The sequence below is a fragment of the Pristimantibacillus sp. Z349TD_6 genome (assembly GCF_056173205.1).
The window spans coordinates 3532704-3552043 of sequence record NZ_CM149662.1 but is presented as its reverse complement, the minus strand read 5'-3'; the positions used below and the strand labels follow the sequence as shown (position 1 = coordinate 3552043).

20 protein-coding genes are annotated in these 19340 nt (G+C 48.3%); 5 read left to right on the top strand and 15 right to left on the bottom strand.

What is annotated here, in order from left to right; translation table 11 throughout:
* Positions 1-16: 16 nt before the first annotated feature.
* Together AC0VYE_RS15205 and AC0VYE_RS15200 are read right to left on the bottom strand one after the other, a co-directional pair.
* On the bottom strand, positions 17-1225 hold the full coding sequence (locus AC0VYE_RS15205; RefSeq protein ID WP_076268303.1) for a Ger(x)C family spore germination protein: 1209 nt from the start codon (positions 1223-1225) through the stop codon (positions 17-19).
* A gap of 18 nt (positions 1226-1243) precedes the next feature.
* Positions 1244-2791, bottom strand: coding sequence for a spore germination protein (locus AC0VYE_RS15200; RefSeq protein WP_076268371.1), 1548 nt, complete (start codon positions 2789-2791; stop codon positions 1244-1246).
* 240 nt (positions 2792-3031) lie between these two features.
* Between AC0VYE_RS15200 and AC0VYE_RS15195 the strand changes: the two genes are divergently transcribed.
* The 3 genes from AC0VYE_RS15195 to AC0VYE_RS15185 are packed head-to-tail and all read left to right on the top strand — an operon-like array spanning position 3032 to position 4819.
* Entirely contained in the window at positions 3032-3241 is a 210-nt protein-coding gene (locus AC0VYE_RS15195) for a hypothetical protein (protein ID WP_475448954.1), read from the top strand.
* The gene (locus AC0VYE_RS15190) at positions 3231-4496 is read left to right on the top strand and encodes a DNA polymerase IV (RefSeq protein WP_475448952.1); all 1266 of its coding nucleotides are present in this window, start codon (positions 3231-3233) and stop codon (positions 4494-4496) included. The genes AC0VYE_RS15195 and AC0VYE_RS15190 overlap by 11 nt, the downstream gene beginning before the upstream one ends.
* Positions 4493-4819 carry a YolD-like family protein gene (locus AC0VYE_RS15185; protein ID WP_475448950.1) on the top strand — a complete coding sequence of 109 codons (327 nt, stop codon included), beginning with the start codon at positions 4493-4495 and terminating at the stop codon, positions 4817-4819. The genes AC0VYE_RS15190 and AC0VYE_RS15185 overlap by 4 nt, the downstream gene beginning before the upstream one ends.
* 188 nt (positions 4820-5007) lie before the next feature.
* Here AC0VYE_RS15185 and AC0VYE_RS15180 read toward each other — a convergent pair whose 3' ends face one another.
* Positions 5008-6303, bottom strand: coding sequence for a DUF2515 domain-containing protein (locus tag AC0VYE_RS15180; RefSeq protein WP_475448948.1), 1296 nt, complete (start codon positions 6301-6303; stop codon positions 5008-5010).
* 168 nt (positions 6304-6471) lie between these two features.
* Between AC0VYE_RS15180 and AC0VYE_RS15175 the strand changes: the two genes are divergently transcribed.
* Positions 6472-7167 (top strand): SOS response-associated peptidase, encoded by a 696-nt coding sequence (locus AC0VYE_RS15175; protein WP_076268280.1) that lies wholly within the window; start codon positions 6472-6474, stop codon positions 7165-7167.
* Positions 7168-7229: 62 nt separating this feature from the next.
* Here AC0VYE_RS15175 and AC0VYE_RS15170 read toward each other — a convergent pair whose 3' ends face one another.
* From AC0VYE_RS15170 to AC0VYE_RS15150, 5 genes are all read right to left on the bottom strand, one after another.
* Positions 7230-7517: a stage VI sporulation protein F gene (locus AC0VYE_RS15170; protein WP_076268279.1), complete on the bottom strand. Its 288-nt coding sequence runs from the start codon at positions 7515-7517 to the stop codon at positions 7230-7232.
* 70 nt (positions 7518-7587) lie between these two features.
* Positions 7588-9639: an ATP-dependent DNA helicase RecG gene (recG, locus tag AC0VYE_RS15165; RefSeq protein ID WP_076268278.1), complete on the bottom strand. Its 2052-nt coding sequence runs from the start codon at positions 9637-9639 to the stop codon at positions 7588-7590.
* 7 nt (positions 9640-9646) lie between these two features.
* On the bottom strand, positions 9647-10501 hold the full coding sequence (locus tag AC0VYE_RS15160) for a DegV family protein (RefSeq protein WP_076268277.1): 855 nt from the start codon (positions 10499-10501) through the stop codon (positions 9647-9649).
* A gap of 33 nt (positions 10502-10534) precedes the next feature.
* Entirely contained in the window at positions 10535-12262 is a 1728-nt protein-coding gene (locus AC0VYE_RS15155) for a DAK2 domain-containing protein (protein ID WP_475449586.1), read from the bottom strand.
* 56 nt (positions 12263-12318) lie between these two features.
* Positions 12319-12678: an Asp23/Gls24 family envelope stress response protein gene (locus AC0VYE_RS15150; protein ID WP_076268275.1), complete on the bottom strand. Its 360-nt coding sequence runs from the start codon at positions 12676-12678 to the stop codon at positions 12319-12321.
* 293 nt (positions 12679-12971) lie between these two features.
* On the opposite strand from AC0VYE_RS15150, the gene rpmB reads away from it, so the two are divergent.
* Positions 12972-13160, top strand: a complete 189-nt coding sequence (gene rpmB / locus AC0VYE_RS15145; RefSeq protein ID WP_053375639.1) for a 50S ribosomal protein L28 — start codon at positions 12972-12974, stop codon at positions 13158-13160.
* A gap of 98 nt (positions 13161-13258) precedes the next feature.
* Here rpmB and spoVM read toward each other — a convergent pair whose 3' ends face one another.
* The 7 genes from spoVM to rlmN form a co-directional block, all read right to left on the bottom strand.
* The gene (spoVM, locus tag AC0VYE_RS15140) at positions 13259-13339 is read right to left on the bottom strand and encodes a stage V sporulation protein SpoVM (RefSeq protein WP_010345573.1); all 81 of its coding nucleotides are present in this window, start codon (positions 13337-13339) and stop codon (positions 13259-13261) included.
* A 121-nt stretch (positions 13340-13460) separates the two neighbouring features.
* Positions 13461-13736 (bottom strand): hypothetical protein, encoded by a 276-nt coding sequence (locus AC0VYE_RS15135; RefSeq protein ID WP_475448943.1) that lies wholly within the window; start codon positions 13734-13736, stop codon positions 13461-13463.
* An 11-nt stretch (positions 13737-13747) separates the two neighbouring features.
* Positions 13748-14392, bottom strand: a complete 645-nt coding sequence (gene rpe, locus AC0VYE_RS15130; RefSeq protein ID WP_076268273.1) for a ribulose-phosphate 3-epimerase — start codon at positions 14390-14392, stop codon at positions 13748-13750.
* 5 nt (positions 14393-14397) lie between these two features.
* A complete protein-coding gene (rsgA, locus tag AC0VYE_RS15125) occupies positions 14398-15372 on the bottom strand; it encodes a ribosome small subunit-dependent GTPase A (protein ID WP_256710896.1) in 975 nt (324 codons plus the stop codon).
* Positions 15323-17431, bottom strand: coding sequence for a Stk1 family PASTA domain-containing Ser/Thr kinase (pknB, locus tag AC0VYE_RS15120; RefSeq protein ID WP_475448940.1), 2109 nt, complete (start codon positions 17429-17431; stop codon positions 15323-15325). The genes rsgA and pknB overlap by 50 nt, the downstream gene beginning before the upstream one ends.
* Positions 17432-17436: 5 nt before the next feature.
* Positions 17437-18198: a Stp1/IreP family PP2C-type Ser/Thr phosphatase gene (locus AC0VYE_RS15115; protein WP_076268271.1), complete on the bottom strand. Its 762-nt coding sequence runs from the start codon at positions 18196-18198 to the stop codon at positions 17437-17439.
* Positions 18199-18205: 7 nt separating this feature from the next.
* Positions 18206-19252, bottom strand: coding sequence for a dual-specificity RNA methyltransferase RlmN (rlmN, locus tag AC0VYE_RS15110; RefSeq protein ID WP_076268270.1), 1047 nt, complete (start codon positions 19250-19252; stop codon positions 18206-18208).
* Positions 19253-19340: the final 88 nt, after the last annotated feature.

Genomic DNA, 19340 nt, shown 5'->3' with positions numbered 1-19340 from the left:
CTCCTTTCTGCTTATGTTATTGATGGTCCTTTTCCTGCGCCTTCTTAAATCCACTTCCGCTAAGGCCAGTTGAATTCAAATTCACCTTAACTTTCATCTTTACTTCGATGTTCGAAAACTGCTCCGACCAGCTGCCCGACGTTTTTAACCATTGCTTTGGATATTTATTGTGAATGATCGTTCCGAAGCCGATTACATCGGCTTTATGCTTGCTGACAGCGTTCCATCCTTTTTGCATAATAGCGGCAATCTCGCCCTCAATCCGTTTTTGTATTTTCTCTATTTCTTTCGGATTCATGAGATCACCCTCGCAATTGTACTCCATCAGCGTTCCAGTCGCCTTTACGCTCAAATCCATCAGCCAATTGCCTTTTGAAGATTTAGGAGTCTGCGTTGTATCCGAATGCGTAATGCGAATAGTTGAGTTTTTGGGCTCGTTCTTGTCCGCTGAGCATGCGAATGAAACCGTCGTTTTTTTCACTTGATTTGCGAGCCACATCACGCCTTGGCTTTCTTCATTGTTGATCCAGCCTACCAGCTTGTCCCCTTCAATAAGGCCCAGTTCAAACAATCTGACCTTTGAAGGTGTACTGGTGTACGCAAGCTGCCCTGCATTGTCCACACTTTCTTTCGTACCGGACACAATTAAACCGGGTATGCCAGTGGCCTTTGTCGTTCCCAGCAAATCCAGCAGTACTTTATGAATGGTCATTTGACGGAAGGCAGAGCTGTTCATCTCTTCATTATTGATCATGCGCTGAATGGCTGCGCCTGGAATTTTCTCAAGTGGAATCAATTGCTCGAGCATCCGGCGCGCGCTGCCCTTCGACAAGAAAACGCTCACCGTCTCGCGGGAGTCATGATTGCGCAAATACGTGTCTAGGAGTGGTCCCAGTCCTTTGCGCGCTGCAGCCTGACCGATAATGACAATTTGATTATGTGCGAAATAGAGGCGCCGCGACGTCTCCTGGCTTGCTTTGCTGACCGCGCTTCTGAAGCTTTCCCCTTGCGTGGAAAAAACATGGACTGCCGCTGTGCTGTTGCTCGCGCTTTGACTGGAAATGGCTTCCGGTATGACCACTTGATACGACAACACCCATTTCCCATCCTTCCAGTCAACGCCGGTAGCAGAAACAATCGCAATATCATTCAGCTCTATGCGATTCCAGCAGCCCGTTGCCAGCAAACAAATGAGCATCGGCAGCAGCAGCCTCCATTTTTTCATGGCAGGTTCCCCCTTTCATTACGCCTTATCGGAATGACGCTGTGCCGGCGGTTTTTTTCCGTTCGGCCGCCGTCTTGGATTGCGCAGATTCAAATCTAGAGGTCGAAGCACGACCGCCCACCATGGCAGCCTGACGAACACGTCTCGCCATGGTCCTTGCTTTGTAGGTCCTGGTGCCAGCGGAGACATATATGGCACTCCGAACGAGCGCAGCGATACCAAATGGATCAGCATAAACAATACAGAAATGAAAATGCCGAAAAACCCAAAAATACCGGCCATAATCATAAAGATAAAACGAATAATGCGAGATGTGGCCGCCATGTTGAATTCCGGCATTACAAAATTGGAAATCGCCGTAAAGGATACGATGATCACCATACCCGCTGACACGATGCCCGCCTGAACAGCCGACTGGCCGAGTACGAGAGCGCCCACGATAGATATGGCGGGCCCAATCGCCCGCGGCATTCGTAATCCTGCTTCTCGCAGCACCTCGAAAGTGACCTCCATCAACAGCGCCTCAACCAGTCCAGGGAACGGAATCCCCTCTCGCTGCGCCGCTAGACTAATGAGCAGCGTTGTCGGAAGCATCTCCTGATGAAAGGTTGTAACTGCGATATACAAGGCAGGCAGCAGAATGGACACAATATATGAACCGTAACGGATGAGACGAACGAAGGATGCAATATCATATCGTTGATAATAATCCTCTGGCGATTGAAAAAACGAAAAAAATGTAGTCGGGGCCATTAAGACCATAGGTGAGCCGTCTATCATTACCGCTACTCTTCCCTCCAGCAGCGCTGCTGCCACTGAGTCCGGCCTCTCTGTATTTGAAAGCGTTGGAAACAGCGTGAACGTATCATCTTGAATAAACTCTTCCACGTATCCGCTCTCCAGCACACCGTCAATGTCAATGGCCGCCAGCCTGCGGTAAACCTCCTTCACGATCCCTTCGTCTGCTATACCGTGCAAATACATAACGGCTACATTCGTATGCGTTTGCTGACCGATCTTGTGCACTTGCACATGAAGGTCAGAGGAACGTATGATGCGCCTGACCAAGCTGATGTTCGTTTGAATGTTTTCTACAAAGGCATGCTGCGGACCCCGAATCACGGTCTGAGTCTGAGGAATCGTAACACTGCGCTGTTCGCCGCCGTTCACATCCGCCGTCAGCGCTTCCGCGCTGCCATCCGCCATAATGACACATAATCCGTCCGTCATATATTGGAGTGCATACTCTAGTGTGTTCACACTCTGCACCGAGCCGATTGAAACGACGCAGCTGCGAAGCGCTTCCAGCAGCTTGCTTCCCTTCACATGAGCATGCTGCGGCAGCCTCATTGACATTAACGGTTCCATGACACTCTCATTAATGATTTGCGAGTTCACGATTCCATCCACATAAATAATGGCAATCTCACGTTCTGGAGCCGCATCGCTGCGAAACATTCGGATTACGATATCCGTGCTGTTGCCGAAGCAATCGCGAATGGTTTTGACATTCGCATGCAGCGACGGACTAAACGGCGTTAGCCTACCTGTGTTTTGTTTGTTCATAACGGCACCCTTCGTTTCCATGTTGCTTCTATTTTGGCGCATTATGGATGTAAATATGTACTGTCCTATTTGAGATTGGTTTTCGTGCTGCTCCGCGTATAGCTATTCGAACGCCTAATCGGACTGCGAAGCTGTTCCCAACCAAACCTTGTCAATAATAACCACAAATAACCTCTAGTATAAGAACGTGCGTTCTGTATATAATAAGAACAAACGTTCTTATTATGGAGGAGATGCATCATGACAATGGAAAAATGGTTCAGCCTAGTCGGTTGTGTCGTAGATGTGATTTATATGAGCAAAAAAGGCAAGTTTACGAAACGAAGGATTCGTGTCCTATCTGTGAGAGACGGTTATGTCAGAGCCTTTTGTATAGACTCCGGCGCACAGCGCGTCTTTCTTGCGGCAAATGTATTAGCAGCAGAGCTGGTGTGCCGAAATGTCTCTTAACAAAGTCATTATGCTTGCGGATTGCCAATCGTTTTATGCATCGGTGGAGAAGGCGGAGCATCCCGAGTATCGCCATCTGCCGGTTGCTGTTGCGGGCGACCCCGAACGCCGCTCCGGCATCATTCTCGCCGCTTGCCCGATCGCCAAGTCATTTGGAGTAACGACTGCTGAGCGGCTGGGCGACTCGCTGGCGAAATGCCCGGATTTAATTATCATCAAACCGCGCATGCAGCTGTATATCGATGTTTCTATGATGATTACGAGCATTTATCAATCCTACACAGACCTCGTTGAGCCCTACTCAATTGATGAGCAATTTCTCGATGTAACGGGCTCGCTGCATTTGTACGGCTCACCGGATGAGCTGGCTCATCATATCCAAACCCGCATCCAAGAAGAGCTTGGCGTGTACACCCGCTTCGGTATTGCGGAGAATAAAATTTTGGCTAAGACGGCCTGTGACAACTATGCGAAAAAAAACGATGCAGGCATTTACACCCTCTCCAGAGACAATCTTGAGGATACGCTCTGGACCTTGCCCGTCTCCAAGATGTTCATGGTCGGCAGCCGGATGACGAGGCACTTCCAATCGATGGGACTGGAGACGATCGGCCAATTAGCGGCAACGCCGCTTGAGAAGCTGAAGCTGATGATGCGCCGTAAATTCGGCAAAAACTCCGATATCAACGCGGAGCTGTATTGGAACATCGCAAACGGAATCGACAAAAGTCCCGTTACGCCGGGCACACATCAGGTTGCGCCCAAGGCCATCGGGCATATGATGACGCTCCCGCGTGACTATGGGAAGCTGGAGGAGATCAAAGTTGTATTGCTTGAGCTGACCGAGCTCGTTTGCCAGCGCTGCCGAGGCAAAGGATATATGGGGCATGTCGTTTCCGTCGGATTAATGGGTGCCGATTATGATCGGCCTACGGGCTTTAGCCGTCAGATGAAGATGGACGATCCGACAAACGTCACGAATCAGGTTTATCGGGCCGCGGTAGAGCTGATGATGCGGCATTGGGACGGTTATCCCGTAAGGAAGGTTGGCGTCAGCCTATCGCAATTTTCGCAGGATGACGAATACCAGCTTTCTCTGTTTGATCCGAACCGCGAGAAGACGATGGCGCTTGAGCGGGCGACGGACGCCTTGAAGAGGAAATATGGGGATGCCACTATTTTGAGAGCGGTGTCCATTACGGACGCGGGGCAAGCGCAGCACCGCTCTGAGAAAATCGGAGGACATTACAAATGAGAAAAAAACTTGAAGGCAACGGACTTTGGGAGTCAAGCCGCATGATGCTGCCCGAGCACAAAGTCGCAATCAATGAGCAGGAGAAGACATTGCGGCTGCGTGAACGGGTGGAGCTGGATGAACAGGAATGGGAACATGTAGCCCGCTCCGTGACAGAATCGCTGCAGCAGCGGCAGCCCATCACGCTCCGTTTGTTTCATCCGCATGAGGAACTGACCGTCAGCGGAATCGTCGACCGCGTAGATCAGCTGAAAGGCCGCTTCATGGTCGATGGCGAGTGGTTCTCTATCCACGATGTTGAAGGCGCTGCTGCCTGGGAATAAGGAGTGCTCTGTTCCATTAGCTTCGCTCAAAGCAGCCCAAAGTAGAACTTATCCTTGAACAGGAACTGCTCAACTGGCAGAATGGCCAACGAAGCAGTTCCTGTTTTCTTTTGATATTATTTTGTATCGCTTCTGGCTTTTTCCTCGATCTCGTCCGGCTCCGCCAACAAGTGTCGAAGTACGGGACTTCACTTATTGCCACGCTGCACCGCAAGAACAGCCAGTTCAATCTTGTTAAGCATGAGCCCATATTCATTCGTAATTTCAAAAGAATGCGGCATTGGCAGCTTTTGAAAATAAGGCGAAATATCGGCAACGGACGTAAACCAATCCCCAGGCTCCGGCATTTCAAGGGGTTGATCGTTCCACGCTGCACTAAGCTCTGGGCTGTAAAGCGGCTCAGCACCAGGCTTTAACCGTGCGCCCAGCAGACGCTCCTTATAAATTGGCTGTGGAGGCTGCTGACGTACACGCGTAAACATATGCGGCGCGTAGTCGGCACGCGAGCCTGTATGCTTAACCGCAGCAGCGAAGGATCTAGCTCCTTCATAGACGCGCGGTACACCGAATAACATCGCATAAAGACGCTTGCCGAATTCAATTCTCTCTTCTATATTTTCAAACCGCTCCAAAATAAGACCAGAGAGCCGCAGCGCAAACGCTCCTTCCCCTTTTCCCGGGCTATTGCCATAAGGGAAAATAACCCCGTTCAGCTGAAGCAGCGATTGCAGACCAAAAAATAACGTATGCAGCACCTTCTCTCGAAAAAAGGGATGCTGTACAACACGCTGCTCGATATAATGCTGCTCATTAACGATTAATGCGATCGTCAGCGGCACCGCGTCGCGATCTCGCCAGTACTGCTTCCAGACCGGCGCCATAAACGAGGATACGCCAAAAGCAGGCAGCAGATGGAACAAGCTCCTCCCTTCGCGCCTGCTCCGTTCATACAAGAGCAGCTGTGGATAAGCATCTTGAAATATCAATGCATTCGCCTGCTCCAAAAAACGAAACACAGCTAACCGCTGTTCCGAGTTCAGCAGCCATGGAAGCCACTCGCCTTGCAAGTCAGTCATATTCCAGCCGCCATTCCGGGACACCATATGCGCAAGCAGCGCCCAGTGCAGCTCCGGAGTGCGGAAATACAAAATACGATAAGCTTCCGTTCTCGTCACGTTATTCCGATTGGCAGCAGCAGTCTCAGCGCGAATTCGTTCGATTAGCGCAAGCTCCTCTTCATTCCAGCTTGTCACTGCTGAAGCATCAGCAGATTCAAAATGCTTCGACCATGCATACTTCAATTTTGCAACGGAAGAAGCTGAAAGCTGCAGCGGTGTTGCTTCCGCAATCATCGCATCCGATGCGCTCATTGCCCCCCACTTGCCTACTGCATAGTCAAACGCAGCGCTGGGGAGCGCGAGCAGCTGCCCTAGCCAGTAACCGAATGTCCGGCGATAAGACCGTCCCTCATGCTTTTTGTCCATTGTCAGTGCTCCTCCTATCGCGTCGTTGACTATACAAGCTTGCTGCCTAGTTTAAACCCTATAGTATCCAGTATCAGCCACGGAACAGTTCGTCATACCGTGTATGCAACATATGCGATTCGAGCGCTCACGATGTATAATAAAAGCATTAGAAAGGAGATGACAGCCATGTGCGGAAGGTATACACTCACGGTTACGTTGGAAGAGCTGATGGTTAGGTATATGATCGAAGAAACGATGGTACCTTTTCACCGTCCGAAATATAATATAGCTCCGAGCCAGCAGGTGCTGACCATTATAAATGATGGCCAAAATAATCGGCTAGGCGAGCTGAAGTGGGGACTTGTGCCGCCATGGGCGGATGATCCAAAAATTGGTTTCCAGATGCTGAATGCTCGATCAGAGACAGCAGCGAGCAAACCAGCCTTTCAGGCCCCGCTGCAGCGCAAGCGCTGCCTCATCCCTGCCGATGGTTTCTATGAATGGAAAACGACAGCACAAGGCAAGCAGCCGATGCGCTTCGTGCTTAAAAACCGCTCCTTATTCAGCATGGCCGGTCTGTACGAGACCTGGATATCTCCTGAAGGGACCAAAATAAATAGCTGTACGATTCTAACAACTACGCCAAACGAGCTCGTTTCCGAGGTTCATGATCGCATGCCGGTCATTTTGCGGCCCGAGGCAGAGCAGCTGTGGCTGAACCGCGCGGTAACGGACGTTAAGATGATCACTCCACTCCTTAAGCCGTACTCATCGCATGAGCTTGAAGCTTACCCTGTCTCCCTTGCAGTCGGAAGCGTCCGAAACGACGACTCTTCTTTAATCGAGCGCATTGAAGTGGACGAGCAGCTCGAGCTATGGTAGCAGCAAACCAAGCGGAACGATGTTCCCATTGCCAAATAAAAAAAAATCGCTGACCAAAGCGGTCAGCGAAACATCCCCCACAGTTTCAGCAAATGAAACGTGTTGTTCGGGTCAATCTTTTGCGCCATAATGAAAGCAACAATCTGGTCTTCCTGTGTATCCGTAAGCTGCTCCTGCAAAATAACGGACGCCGCTTTCACAAGCCGTCTAACCTTTGGCCGATCTTGCAAATCGTATTTGGTCACATTTCCTAGCAGGTCCCTAATCCGTTCCTTCACAGCAGGGTTTTTCATTTTGTATTTAACACGCTCGACCAGCTGAGGCTTAATCCCATAGTTTTGGTAACTCACTTCGTTGACACCTCCATCAGGCAATCCAGTCACATCGTTAAACTATATGCCGAAAGGAGGTGAATATTGCCTAGTCCAGCTGTTCCCCTTGAAAAAATTGATCCTGCTCCAGCAAGCTGCGCAATCTAACGAACGACTCATTCGTCCAAAAATCATCTCGTCCTGTTAATTCAGCAGCATCGTCCCGAGCAAGCTCCAGCAGCTCATAGTCAGCGACCATGTCAGCCAAACGAAACTCTGGCAAGCCGCTTTGCTTCGTGCCAAAAAAATCGCCCGGACCACGAATCTCAAGATCCCGCTTAGACACTTCAAATCCGTCATCCGTGTCCGTCATGACCTTCATTCGCTCGCGTCCCGTTTCTGATTTCGGATCGGCTACTAATATACAATGTGATTGATGCTCTCCCCGCCCTACACGTCCTCGCAGCTGATGCAGCTGGGATAATCCGAATCGCTCCGAATCCATAATGATCATAAGTGTCGCATTAGGAACGTCGACGCCTACCTCAACGACCGTCGTCGCCACAAGCACATGCGTTTCATTTGCGCCAAAAGCACCCATCACGCTTTCTTTCTCCGCAGCTGAAAGGCGTCCATGCAGCAGGCCTACCCGCAAATCAGGAAACGACTGCTGCGTTTGCACATACAAATCAATCGCATTTTGCACATCGAGCTTCTCCGACTCCTCGATCAGCGGGCAGATGATGTAAGCTTGACGCCCCTTGTTTACTTCTTTCCTTATAAAAGCGAGCACACGCTCCATCATGCTGTGCTTAACCCAATACGTCTTAATCGGTTTGCGCCCATGCGGCCGCTCGCGAATCGTCGATACGTCCATATCGCCGAATGCGGTAATCGCCATCGTTCTCGGAATCGGCGTTGCTGTCATCGTAAGCACATCGGGGTTCATCCCTTTGCGCCGCAGCACGCTCCGCTGATTAACACCGAAACGATGCTGTTCATCCACAACGACGAGCCCAAGGCTCCGAAAAAAAACATCGTCCTGAATTAGAGCATGCGTTCCAACGACGATATCAATCATGCCCATTTGAAGCCCCGCAAGCACATCCCTGCGTTTGCGTTCCGTCACGCTTCCTGTTAGAAGAGCAACCTCAATCCCGAGCTCTGCGAACATTTTTGTAAGCGAGCGCATGTGCTGATCAGCCAGTATTTCTGTTGGCACCATCAAAGCCCCTTGATGACCTGATTTCACCGCAACATACAGTGCAATAGCTGCCACAACCGTTTTGCCGGAGCCAACGTCGCCTTGAAGCAGCCGATTCATACAGGACGGCCTTCTCATATCGACACAAATCTCATTAACGACCTTCTTCTGAGCATCTGTCAGCTCAAACGGAAGGGTTGCAGCAAATTGACGAATCGTCTCACTCTCAATTCGATGTGCTATGCCATCATTCCGCTTGCGATTAAGAGCCCGATACGCTTGGAGCTTCAACTGAAACAGAAACAGCTCCTCGTATACCAACCGTTTGCGCGCCTGCAGTCCTTCCTTCGTATCATCCGGCAAATGAATGCGATGCACCGCGTCGCGTCTGGGCATCAAATGATGCTGCTCCACAAGCTCAAACGGCAAAATTTCTTCAATCATCGACCCATATTGCGTCAACGCTTGACGCACGGTCTTCCGCATCCAAGGCTGTGTGATGCTTCCGCCTACCGAATAAACCGGCTGCAGCGTTCCCGATTTAGCCGGTCCGCCGCTGCCAGGAAACTCCGAGTCCGATATCGTCATTTGCAGGCGCTGCTGTTCCCACTTGCCCGTAAGCATAATCTCACGGCCAATGACAAGCTGGTCCTGCAGAAAATGCCGATTAAACCAAACTGCCGTCACGAGCCACTGCCCAACCTCAACCTTGCATGTTAATCTTGATTTGCTTTTTCCATATCGCTGCAGCATTGGAATGCCTCGGACATGTCCTAGAACCGTCACCTTCTCGCCTTCCTTTACATCGGTCAGCTCACGAATGCGATAATCCTCATAGCGAAATGGAAAATAATCAAGTATATCCGCCACTGTTCTCACGCCAAAGGCGTGAAGCTCCAATTCCTTGGGAGCACTCACGCCTTTGATTTGCCGAACAGAAATTTGATCAAGTGTCATTTTACGATCACATCCTGTACATAAACACGGCCGATGTGCCAGGTCCCGTATGCGTGCCGATAACAGCACCTACCGTCGTCCAGTTCATTTCTTGTACATTGAACTGGGCTTTCAATAGCTCACACAAATCCTCAGCTGTGTCTTTACTGAAAGAGTAAGCCATTGTCATACCGACCGGCTCATCGCCATACGTTTGTTTCAATAGTTCAATAATACGAGCCATCGCCTTCTTAGAGCCGCGCACTTTATCTACAGCTAGCACAACCCCATCTTTGTCCAAAGATAAGATAGGCTTTATGTTGAGTATTGAACCGATCAGCGCGGATGCTTTGCCAATTCGTCCGCCCTTTTGCAAATATTCCAACGTGTCGACTAGAAAGTATAAATTAGTACTGCGCTCAAGCCGCTCAATCTCTTCGATAATCCGTTCTTTCGATTCGCCTGCTTGTGCCATTTCGGCAGCTCTCACAACACGCAGTCCGAACCCGTATGAAGCAGATTTAGAATCGATTATCGTAATATCCGCTTCTTGCTCGAGCATGGAATGAGCAATGACAGCCGATTGATACGTACCGCTGAGCGCGGCTGACAAATGAATAGAAATAATAGGTGAATCAGCGTCCTCCGCAATCAAGCCCTCATATACTTCTGAGAACTCGTTTGGTGATGGCTGAGATGTTGTAGGAAGAACAGATGACTGCGCAAGCTTCTCATAGAATTGTTCGGACGTAATCGTCACGGCATCTAGAAACGTCTCCTCGCCAAACAGCACCTTAAGGGGAACTACTGATATCCCCAAGCGCTTTTTGACCTCTTCCGGAATATCAGATGTGCTATCCGTTACTATTCGGACCTTTCCCATGGCCATTTCCTCCCATTGTTAGAACGATTACATTTACTCCAAAGCAAAAACATACGGATACAGCGGTTGTCCGCCTTTTTGCAATTCAAGCTCCAGATCAGGATACTGCTCCCCGATCCATTCGCATAACGACGCCGTTTCTGTCGCTTCCGCATCCTCACCTGACAAAATCGTCAGCAAATCTCCGCCTGTATCGAGCATGTTCGCAATGAGCGATTGGCAGGCTTCGAGCAAGCTTGCTTTGGATACAACTATCGTTTTTTCTTTAATGCCGATATATTCGCCCTCGCGAATATCCACACCTTCAATGGTCGTATCTCGCACAGCCTTTGTTACTTGTCCCGACATAACCTGCTCAGCAGCGTTTTTCATCCATGCGCTATTGCGTTCAGCCGTCTCGTCTTCCTTAAAAGCAAGTACAGCGGCTAAACCCTGAGGTATCGTGCGAGTTGGGATAATCGTAACATTCCGCTCGCTAAGCTCAGCAGCTTGTTCAGCTGCCAAAATAATATTTCCGTTATTCGGTAATATATAGATATGCTCTGCTGACAGAGCCTCGATCGCCTTCACAAAATCTTCTGTGCTCGGATTCATCGTCTGACCGCCAGACAACACCGTATCCACTTCATTTTCGAGGAAAATGTTCGTAATCCCCTCGCCTAGAGCAACAGCAATAATTCCAAACGGCGCCCATTCAAATACTTGACCAGGCGGAACTCCCTGTACGGCCTGCCCTGCAAGCAGTTCTGCTGCAGAATAGTCAACAATGGCTGAATCCTCTGCCTCATGCTCAAGCAAATCACGATGCTGTTCGCGCATATTAAGAATATGAATATCGGTTAATTCTCCGTAAGGAAGCGATAGGTTTAGTACGTCTCCCGGTTTGCGAGAGTGTACATGAACTTTAATAATATCGTCTTCTGTTATGACCAATATAGAGTCTCCATCTTTCCCAAGAGCACGTTTGTAAGCGGATTCATCAAAAAACGCTCCCGCTTGACCGATTAGCTTGCGATTGATAAAAAATTCCATATCGTATAAAAATTCAATAGCTTCCGTCGCTAAGCGTGCTTGTGCCGAAATCGGCTCTTGCTTGCGAATTGGTGGCACGATAATAGGAACAGCCACTTCTTCAGGTGGAGCTGCTTCTGACGGCATTGAATAAGTATCAAGCTGGCCATCGATTTCTGCTAGGCTGCGTACGAAACCCTCATAAATAAACACGAGACCTTGTCCGCCAGAATCGACTACGCCAACCTGCTTTAGTACAGGCAATAAATCAGGCGTACGCTGCAAAGCTTCATATGCCTTCTGATGCACCTCGTGCATCAACTCAGCCACGTCACTCGTTCTACGGGCGTACTGAACGGCATGCTTCGCAGCTTCCTTGGCAACGGTAAGAATCGTTCCTTCTACAGGCTTTACGACAGCTTTATAAGCGAGGTCAACACCGTATTGCAAAGCAGCGGCTATTTGCACCGTTCCCGCTTCTTCAAGACCGGCAAGCGACCTGGAGAAACCTCTGAACAGCTGTGACAAGATAACGCCGGAATTGCCCCGAGCCCCCATCAGCAGCCCCTTAGATAAGGCTTCTGTCGTTTTTCCAATGCTGCTTGACGGCTTGCTGCGCAGCTCGCGAACGCCTGAGGACATCGTTAAGTTCATGTTTGTTCCCGTGTCGCCATCCGGCACTGGGAATACATTTAATGCATTAACGTGCTCTGCGTTTCGCTGTAAATAATCCGCGCCGAGCAGTGCCATTGCGGTAAAATCAGATCCGTTTATAAAGCGCTTACTCAACGAAATTTCCCTCCCTGTTACTTAAGTACCCTGACATCCTGCACAATTATATGGACTTCTTCCACTTGTAGACCGATTACGTCGTTCAGCACATATTTTACCTTGGATTGAATGTTATGCGCTACCTCGGAAATTTTTGTTCCATAGCTTACGATGATGTAGAGATCAATATGCAATTCTTCATTTACTCGTCTAACTTCAACGCCGCGAGTCAAATTGTCTCGTCCGAGCAACTCGGCAATTCCGTCCTTTAGCTGTTTGCGTGAAGCCATCCCGACAAGTCCATAACAATCCATGGCCGCAGAGCCCGCAATAATGGCTATGCAATGGTCTGAGACATGTATGGAACCTAATTCTGTGCTTAGCTGCATTGGCATGGAAATACACTCCCTTACTGTATGTATTATGGACTAAGTATTATTGTACTATAAACGGCTCCTTTATAGAAGTCTGTTCAATAAATCCAGTTATTCTGCATGGTTGCTCGCTTTAAAAGCAATAAAGAACATCCTTGTCCTTATATTTAGGTTGAACAGAACCAATGTTTGTGATACGATATTCAAGTGTGTTTAAATGTTATTTCGCTTACGAATGAAATTTTCCTCACGCATAACGAAGCCATATTAATGGAATCCGTTTTGTTCAAGCAAGATTTAAAGGAGGTGTAGTCATGTCCCGCAAATGTTTTCTTACAGGTAAAGCACCTGGTAAAGGTAACAACGTTTCCCACGCAAACAACAAAACTCGTCGTTCTTGGGGCGTAAACGTGCAAAAGGTTCGCATTTTGGTTGATGGTAAACCGAAACGTGTTTATGTTAGCACACGCGCACTTAAAGCTGGTAAAGTTACACGCGTATAATGATGGCAATGGCCATAGACAAAAGCACCTGAGCGCTCAGGTGCTTTTTTTTTGCTTTTCTACGATCACGGCCGAAGGGTGTCCTGCAGCATCTAGACCTAATTTTTTTGGAAGGTATTCAAAATCGCCTTTACGAACCCGCCCAAAAATTTAGGCAGTTTGATTGTATAAAATTTCATGCCTCATCCCTCCTCAGACACGCTCATCGAATTTATCCGTGACAACATTACTACGCTCATGTAAACATCCTATGCGTCGTCAGTTTGTCCTATTCCATAGTGCATCTGAGGGGAAAGCCTATTATGCGCCCGTTATTGGCATTGGATGATCTCTTATATATATAATAGCCGCTCCAACGACAGCAATTAGTAAATAAAATACGATCGATAGCGCGAAAAAAGCGATTCGCATGCCTAGCTTTTCAAATCTCCGGAAAAACCGAATGCCCACGTACAATGCGAGCAGCGAGAAGAGATACCGATAAAAATCCGATATCATCGAGAATAGCGCTAGCAGCAGTCCGGCAAGAAATGTATACATCAACAGCCAGAGAGTTGTTTTCAACCGTTCATTCATCGCAGTACCTCCTAGCGCAATACCGCGATTGCCGCGGCTCGGTCTACCTCTGAGAAGACGGCGCTTCCTGCCACAAGCACATTAGCGCCAGCTTCACGAATGACTGCTGCCGTTGTTTGATTAACACCACCGTCAACCTGTACATGAACATCATCTAGTCCCTGCTCCTCCAGCATCGCACGAAGCTGGCGCAGCTTCACTAGCGAATAAGGAATGAACTTCTGACCCCCGAATCCAGGGTTAACCGTCATAATAAGCACGAGATCAAGATCATGCAAAATAGGCTCCAGCACAGAAACAGGTGTTGCCGGATTAATCGCTACGCCCACAGGAAGCCCTTTTTCTCTTATGTAATGAACGGTTCTATGCAAATGCATACAAGCTTCAGCATGAATAGTAATGCGGTCCGCGCCTGCTGCAATATAGTCCTCAATTGAAAGTTCCGGACGTTCAATCATCAAATGCACATCAAAAGGAAGCTTCGTCACAGGCCTAATAGCTGAAATAACCGGCGGTCCAAAAGTTAGATTGGGGACAAAATGTCCGTCCATCACGTCGATGTGAATCCAATCTGCTCCAGCCGCTTCGACAGCTTGAACTTCCTCTCCTAGCCTTGCAAAGTTGGCCGATAATATGGAAGGGGCAATAATCGTCATAGTTGTTAGTACCTCCGTTTTTTCTCTCTCATCTCCGTCAAAAACAGCAAGTAGTGGTCATGCCTGCTTTTTTCTATTTTCCCGCTCTCAACCGCAGCAAGCACGGCGCAGCCTGGTTCACTTACATGCGTGCACCCACGGAATTTACAATCGGGAGACAGCTCGCGCATTTCTACAAAACAATAACCTAAATCTTCGATACCCAGCTCCTGAAAGTCCAGCTGGCTGAATCCTGGTGTATCAGCGACTAAGCCGCCTCCAATTTCAATAAGCTCCACATGCCTCGTTGTATGCTTGCCTCGTCCAAGACGGTTGCTGATTTCATTGGTCTCCAGCTTAAGACCAGGAACGATCGCATTAAGCAGTGATGACTTGCCTACGCCTGATTGTCCGGCAAATACAGCCATATGGCCTTTCAGCTTTTCTTGAAATGGAGCAATGCCTTCTCCCAAACGAGAGCTTGTCCCGAACACTTCATATCCAAGTGCTCTGTATATACGATTAACGGAGGCAGCCGCAGCTTGCGCCTCCTCCGTTTCCAAACCGTCTTTCTCTAAGTCCTGCTTGCTTAAGCATAATACGGCTGGTATGCCTGCATGCTCGATATGCACAAGGAACTTATCCAGCAATTGCAAATTGAGAGCAGGCTCTGTAACCGAAAACACAAGAATCGCAAGATCGATATTCGCAACTGGCGGTCTAATAAGCTCTGATGTACGAGGCAGCAGCTCCTCGACGGTTCCTTCACCGTTCTCCGTCAAGCTATACATCACTGCATCGCCTACAAGCGGCGTTAAGCCCTTATTCTTAAAGACGCCTCTAGCGCGGCATTGGACTGTTGCCGAGTCCGACGCCGCATTCTCCGCTCTTACGTAGTAATAACCACTAAGCGCTTTTACTATCGTGCCTTTGAGATGACCCTCTTTGCTATTATGGCTGTTGCTGCTCTTGCTGCTGCTCTTCTTCAATTGGCTCATCATTGTTTTGGGTAACCTCCGTTTGTGTCGGCGCTTCTGTTTCCTTCACTTCATTACCCGGAATAGTCAAATTGGATGAATTCGTGCCATTGACTATTTCTTTGTACGTAATTGTTTTGATATCAATAAACTGATTGTCTCGGAATACCGTTACTCTGGCTTCCGTATCCGGTGAGACAAGAACGGTAACTACGAAGGTTTCCATACCTGTAATTTTACGTTTCTCTGCTACAATATTTTCACCACGTGCATCGGAGTATTCAATTCGAACTTCACTTGCTTTGCCTGCTTCCGCCGGTGAAATCATAATATTAAACTTATGCTCTTTCGCATCGGCTGGCGGCCCTGAGCTGACAGTGATTGTAATTTTTTCCCCTTTGGTTACTTTCTCATTAGGTTGAAATGGATCTTGGCTAATGACATGATCCTTCTCATGCAAATAACTCGGAGCATACAAAATATCAGCTTTATTTAGTGTAAGCTCGTATGCTTTGATCAAATCTTTGGCTACATCAAGCGGCTTGTTAATTAAGTTAGGCATCTCAACGGTCTCGCGGCCTTTGCTGACTACGAATTTAAATTCAACCGATTCAGGATTGTAGGATTCACCCGGTTTTGGCGACTGTTGAATGATCGTATCTAGAGCTTCCTCACTGAAAACAGGATCTTCAATTACGATTTGATCCTCTGTTATCCCAAGTGCAATAAGCTCATCAATAGCGGTCTGCAGCGCTTTCCCAACATAATTGTCAATTTCTTCTAGCTCAGGTCCGTCACTAACCGTTAATTGAATAAGAGAGCCTTCCTTCACTCGCATATTCATCTTTGACTGACTTATCACCTGATCCTTCGGAATTTCCTTGTTATGCTCGCGAATGGTTGGATCTTCTATCTTAAGCCCCGCGGCCTCAATCAATTGACGCGCTTCAATTTCGGTTTTGCCTACGACAGTAGGCACGTCTACTTCTGCAACATCAAGCACCCCAAGAAGTTTGATGAAGCCAAATATAATAATCGCCAGTATGAGCAGTGTAACACCTACGACAGTAAGCGGTTTTTTCCAGCTCTTGGGCTTTGGCTGCAATTCAACTTCTTTTTGCTGCTCATCATTGACCGAACTGACAGGCCGCGCAATCTCTTGTGTTGTTTCAGTTGGCCGAATATCGCCGCGAATAGCAGGCATCACTCGCGTCTCTTCCAAATCATTAACATGTGCGAATGTGATTTTGGGTTCCTTCAACCGGTCGGGACGAAGGCAGGTATCCAAATCTAGCAGCATTTCATGTGCTGAATTATAACGTTCACTTGGATTTTTACGCATTGCTTTGAGAATAACATTCTCAACGCTTTGCGGAATATGCGGATTAACGATTCGCGGCTCCTCGAAATTTTCTTGCAAATGCTTCAAAGCTACGCTGATTGGGCTCTCGCCAAGAAACGGCAGCTTAGCTGTCAGCATTTGATAGAGCACGATGCCAAGCGAATATAAGTCAGACTTTTCTCCGGTATTGATTCCTTTGGCATGCTCAGGGGAAAAATAGTGAACCGATCCGATAACTGAGCCTGTCTGTGTAATCGTGGATGAAGTAACCGCCCTTGCGATACCAAAATCCGTAACCTTTACACGTCCATTTTTGCCAATTAATATATTATGCGGCTTAATATCACGATGAATAATGTGATTTTGATGCGCGTGATCAAGCGCATCTGCAATTTGCATAGCAATGCGCACCGCTTCATCTGGCTGCAACGGCGCTCGCTCTTGTATAATTTCATTCAAATTATGGCCTTCAATATATTCCATAACGATATAATGCGTATCTTCTTCTTGTCCTACATCATAAATGCTGACGACATTCGGATGAGATAGCGCAGCTGCTGACTGTGCTTCACGACGGAATCGGCGAATAAATTCTTCATCATGCACAAATTGCTGCCGCAGCACCTTCACTGCGACTTTTCTATTTAGCAGCACATCATGCGCTTTATACACAAGCGCCATCCCGCCGCCGCCTATGCGAGTCAATATTTCATAACGTCCGCCTAAATCCTGTCCAATCATCCTTGTCACCCCTCTCGATTCGTGCCAGCTGCTTCTTGGAGAAGTACGACAGTTATATTGTCGTCCCCGCCTGCTTGCAGCGCAAGCGAAATGAGATGATCAGCTTTTGCATCCAGCTCAAGTTGATCCGTCGTGACCGTTTGCAGCATTTCCTGATCGCTCACCATATTTGATAATCCATCGCTGCACAGCAGCAGCACGTCCTGTGCGGACCACTCTACCGCTTGAACATCGATTTCAACTTGAGAATCCGTACCAACTGCACGAGTCAGTACGTTGCGCCTTGGGTGGTGAGCAGCCTCCTCTGCGCTAAGCTGGCCAGACTTGACCAATTCATTCACAAGTGTATGATCATTCGTTAATTGTGTAATGACGCCCTCGGTAATCTTGTAAGCGCGACTGTCTCCCACATGGCCAATAATAGCGTTGTCCTGTTTCACTAAAGCGGCCACAATCGTAGTACCCATATTCCGATACTGCTCGTTCTGGGAAGCAAGCTCAAAGACAGCGTCATTCGCCTGCGAAATCGCTTGCCTTATGAGCATTTTTCCTTCTTGCAGAGACAAGTCCTCTTTAGCGGCGCTTTTCTCCAGCATGCTTCGGAAAGCGTCAACTGCCCTCTGGCTTGCAACGTCTCCAGCCTGATGGCCGCCCATGCCATCAGCTACGATGGCAAGCGTTACTCCATTATTCAGTTGACTTACCCATGATTGGTCTTCATTGACATGACGAACCCGTCCAATATCACTGCGGTTTGCCGTTAACAATCAATCATCACCTCGCCTGAGACTCCATATGTTTTGCTCTTAATTGGCCGCATGCAGCTGCAATGTCATGCCCTTGTTCCCTGCGGATCGTTACACTCACTTTATTTTTCTCAAGTACACGCTGGAATTCAAAGATGTCCTCGCGCGGAGTCCGAACATAATTGCGTTCAGGGACATGGTTTACAGGAATCAAGTTAACATGGCACAACATTCCTTGCAGCACGTCTGCCAGCTCCTGCGCATGCTCAGCTTGATCATTAACACCGCCGATCAAGGCGTATTCAAATGTTATTCTCCGGCCAGTCTTCGCAATATAGTTATGGCAAGCTGCCATTACATCAGCAAAAGGAAAACGACGGTTAACCGGCATTAGCTTTGAGCGAAGCGCATCATTTGGCGCATGGATCGATAGTGCCAAGTTGATTTGTGTATTTTCCTCGGCAAACTTGTACATGCTCGGCACGATGCCGCTAGTCGAAACCGTAATGTGACGCTGACCGATGTTAAGGCCTTTCTCGTGGATCATAATACGCAAGAAAGCCATCGTTGCATCATAGTTCTCGAACGGCTCCCCAGAACCCATAATAACGATGCTGGATACACGTTCTCCGGTAGCATCAAGCATCATCTGCGCTGTAACAACCTGCGCTACGATCTCGCCCGCAGTCAAGTTGCGTTTCAAGCCGCCAAGCGTCGAAGCACAAAACGTACAGCCGATTCGGCAGCCGACCTGCGTCGTTACACAAATACTGTTGCCGTAGTTATGGCGCATAATAACAGTCTCAATCGCGTGGGCATCATGAAGTCCGAATAGAAACTTCACGGTTCCGTCCTTCGATTCAAACTTTGTAATCTCATTAAGCGTAATAATTTGGAAGTTCTCCTCCAGCTTATCGCGAAGGGCTTTCGATAGGTTGGACATATCTTCAAAGCTCTTTACCCGCTTCACATATAACCAATCAAACAGCTGTCCGCCGCGAAATGCCGGCTCACCATTATCTGTCATCCATTGTTGAAGCTGTTCGAGCGTGTAGTCATATATGCATGGTTTCATTTCATCACACCTGTACCTTTATAGTAGGACGGCTCATAGAAGCTGAACACCGCCATCGATTTATTTTACCACAAACGCCCATGTTCAG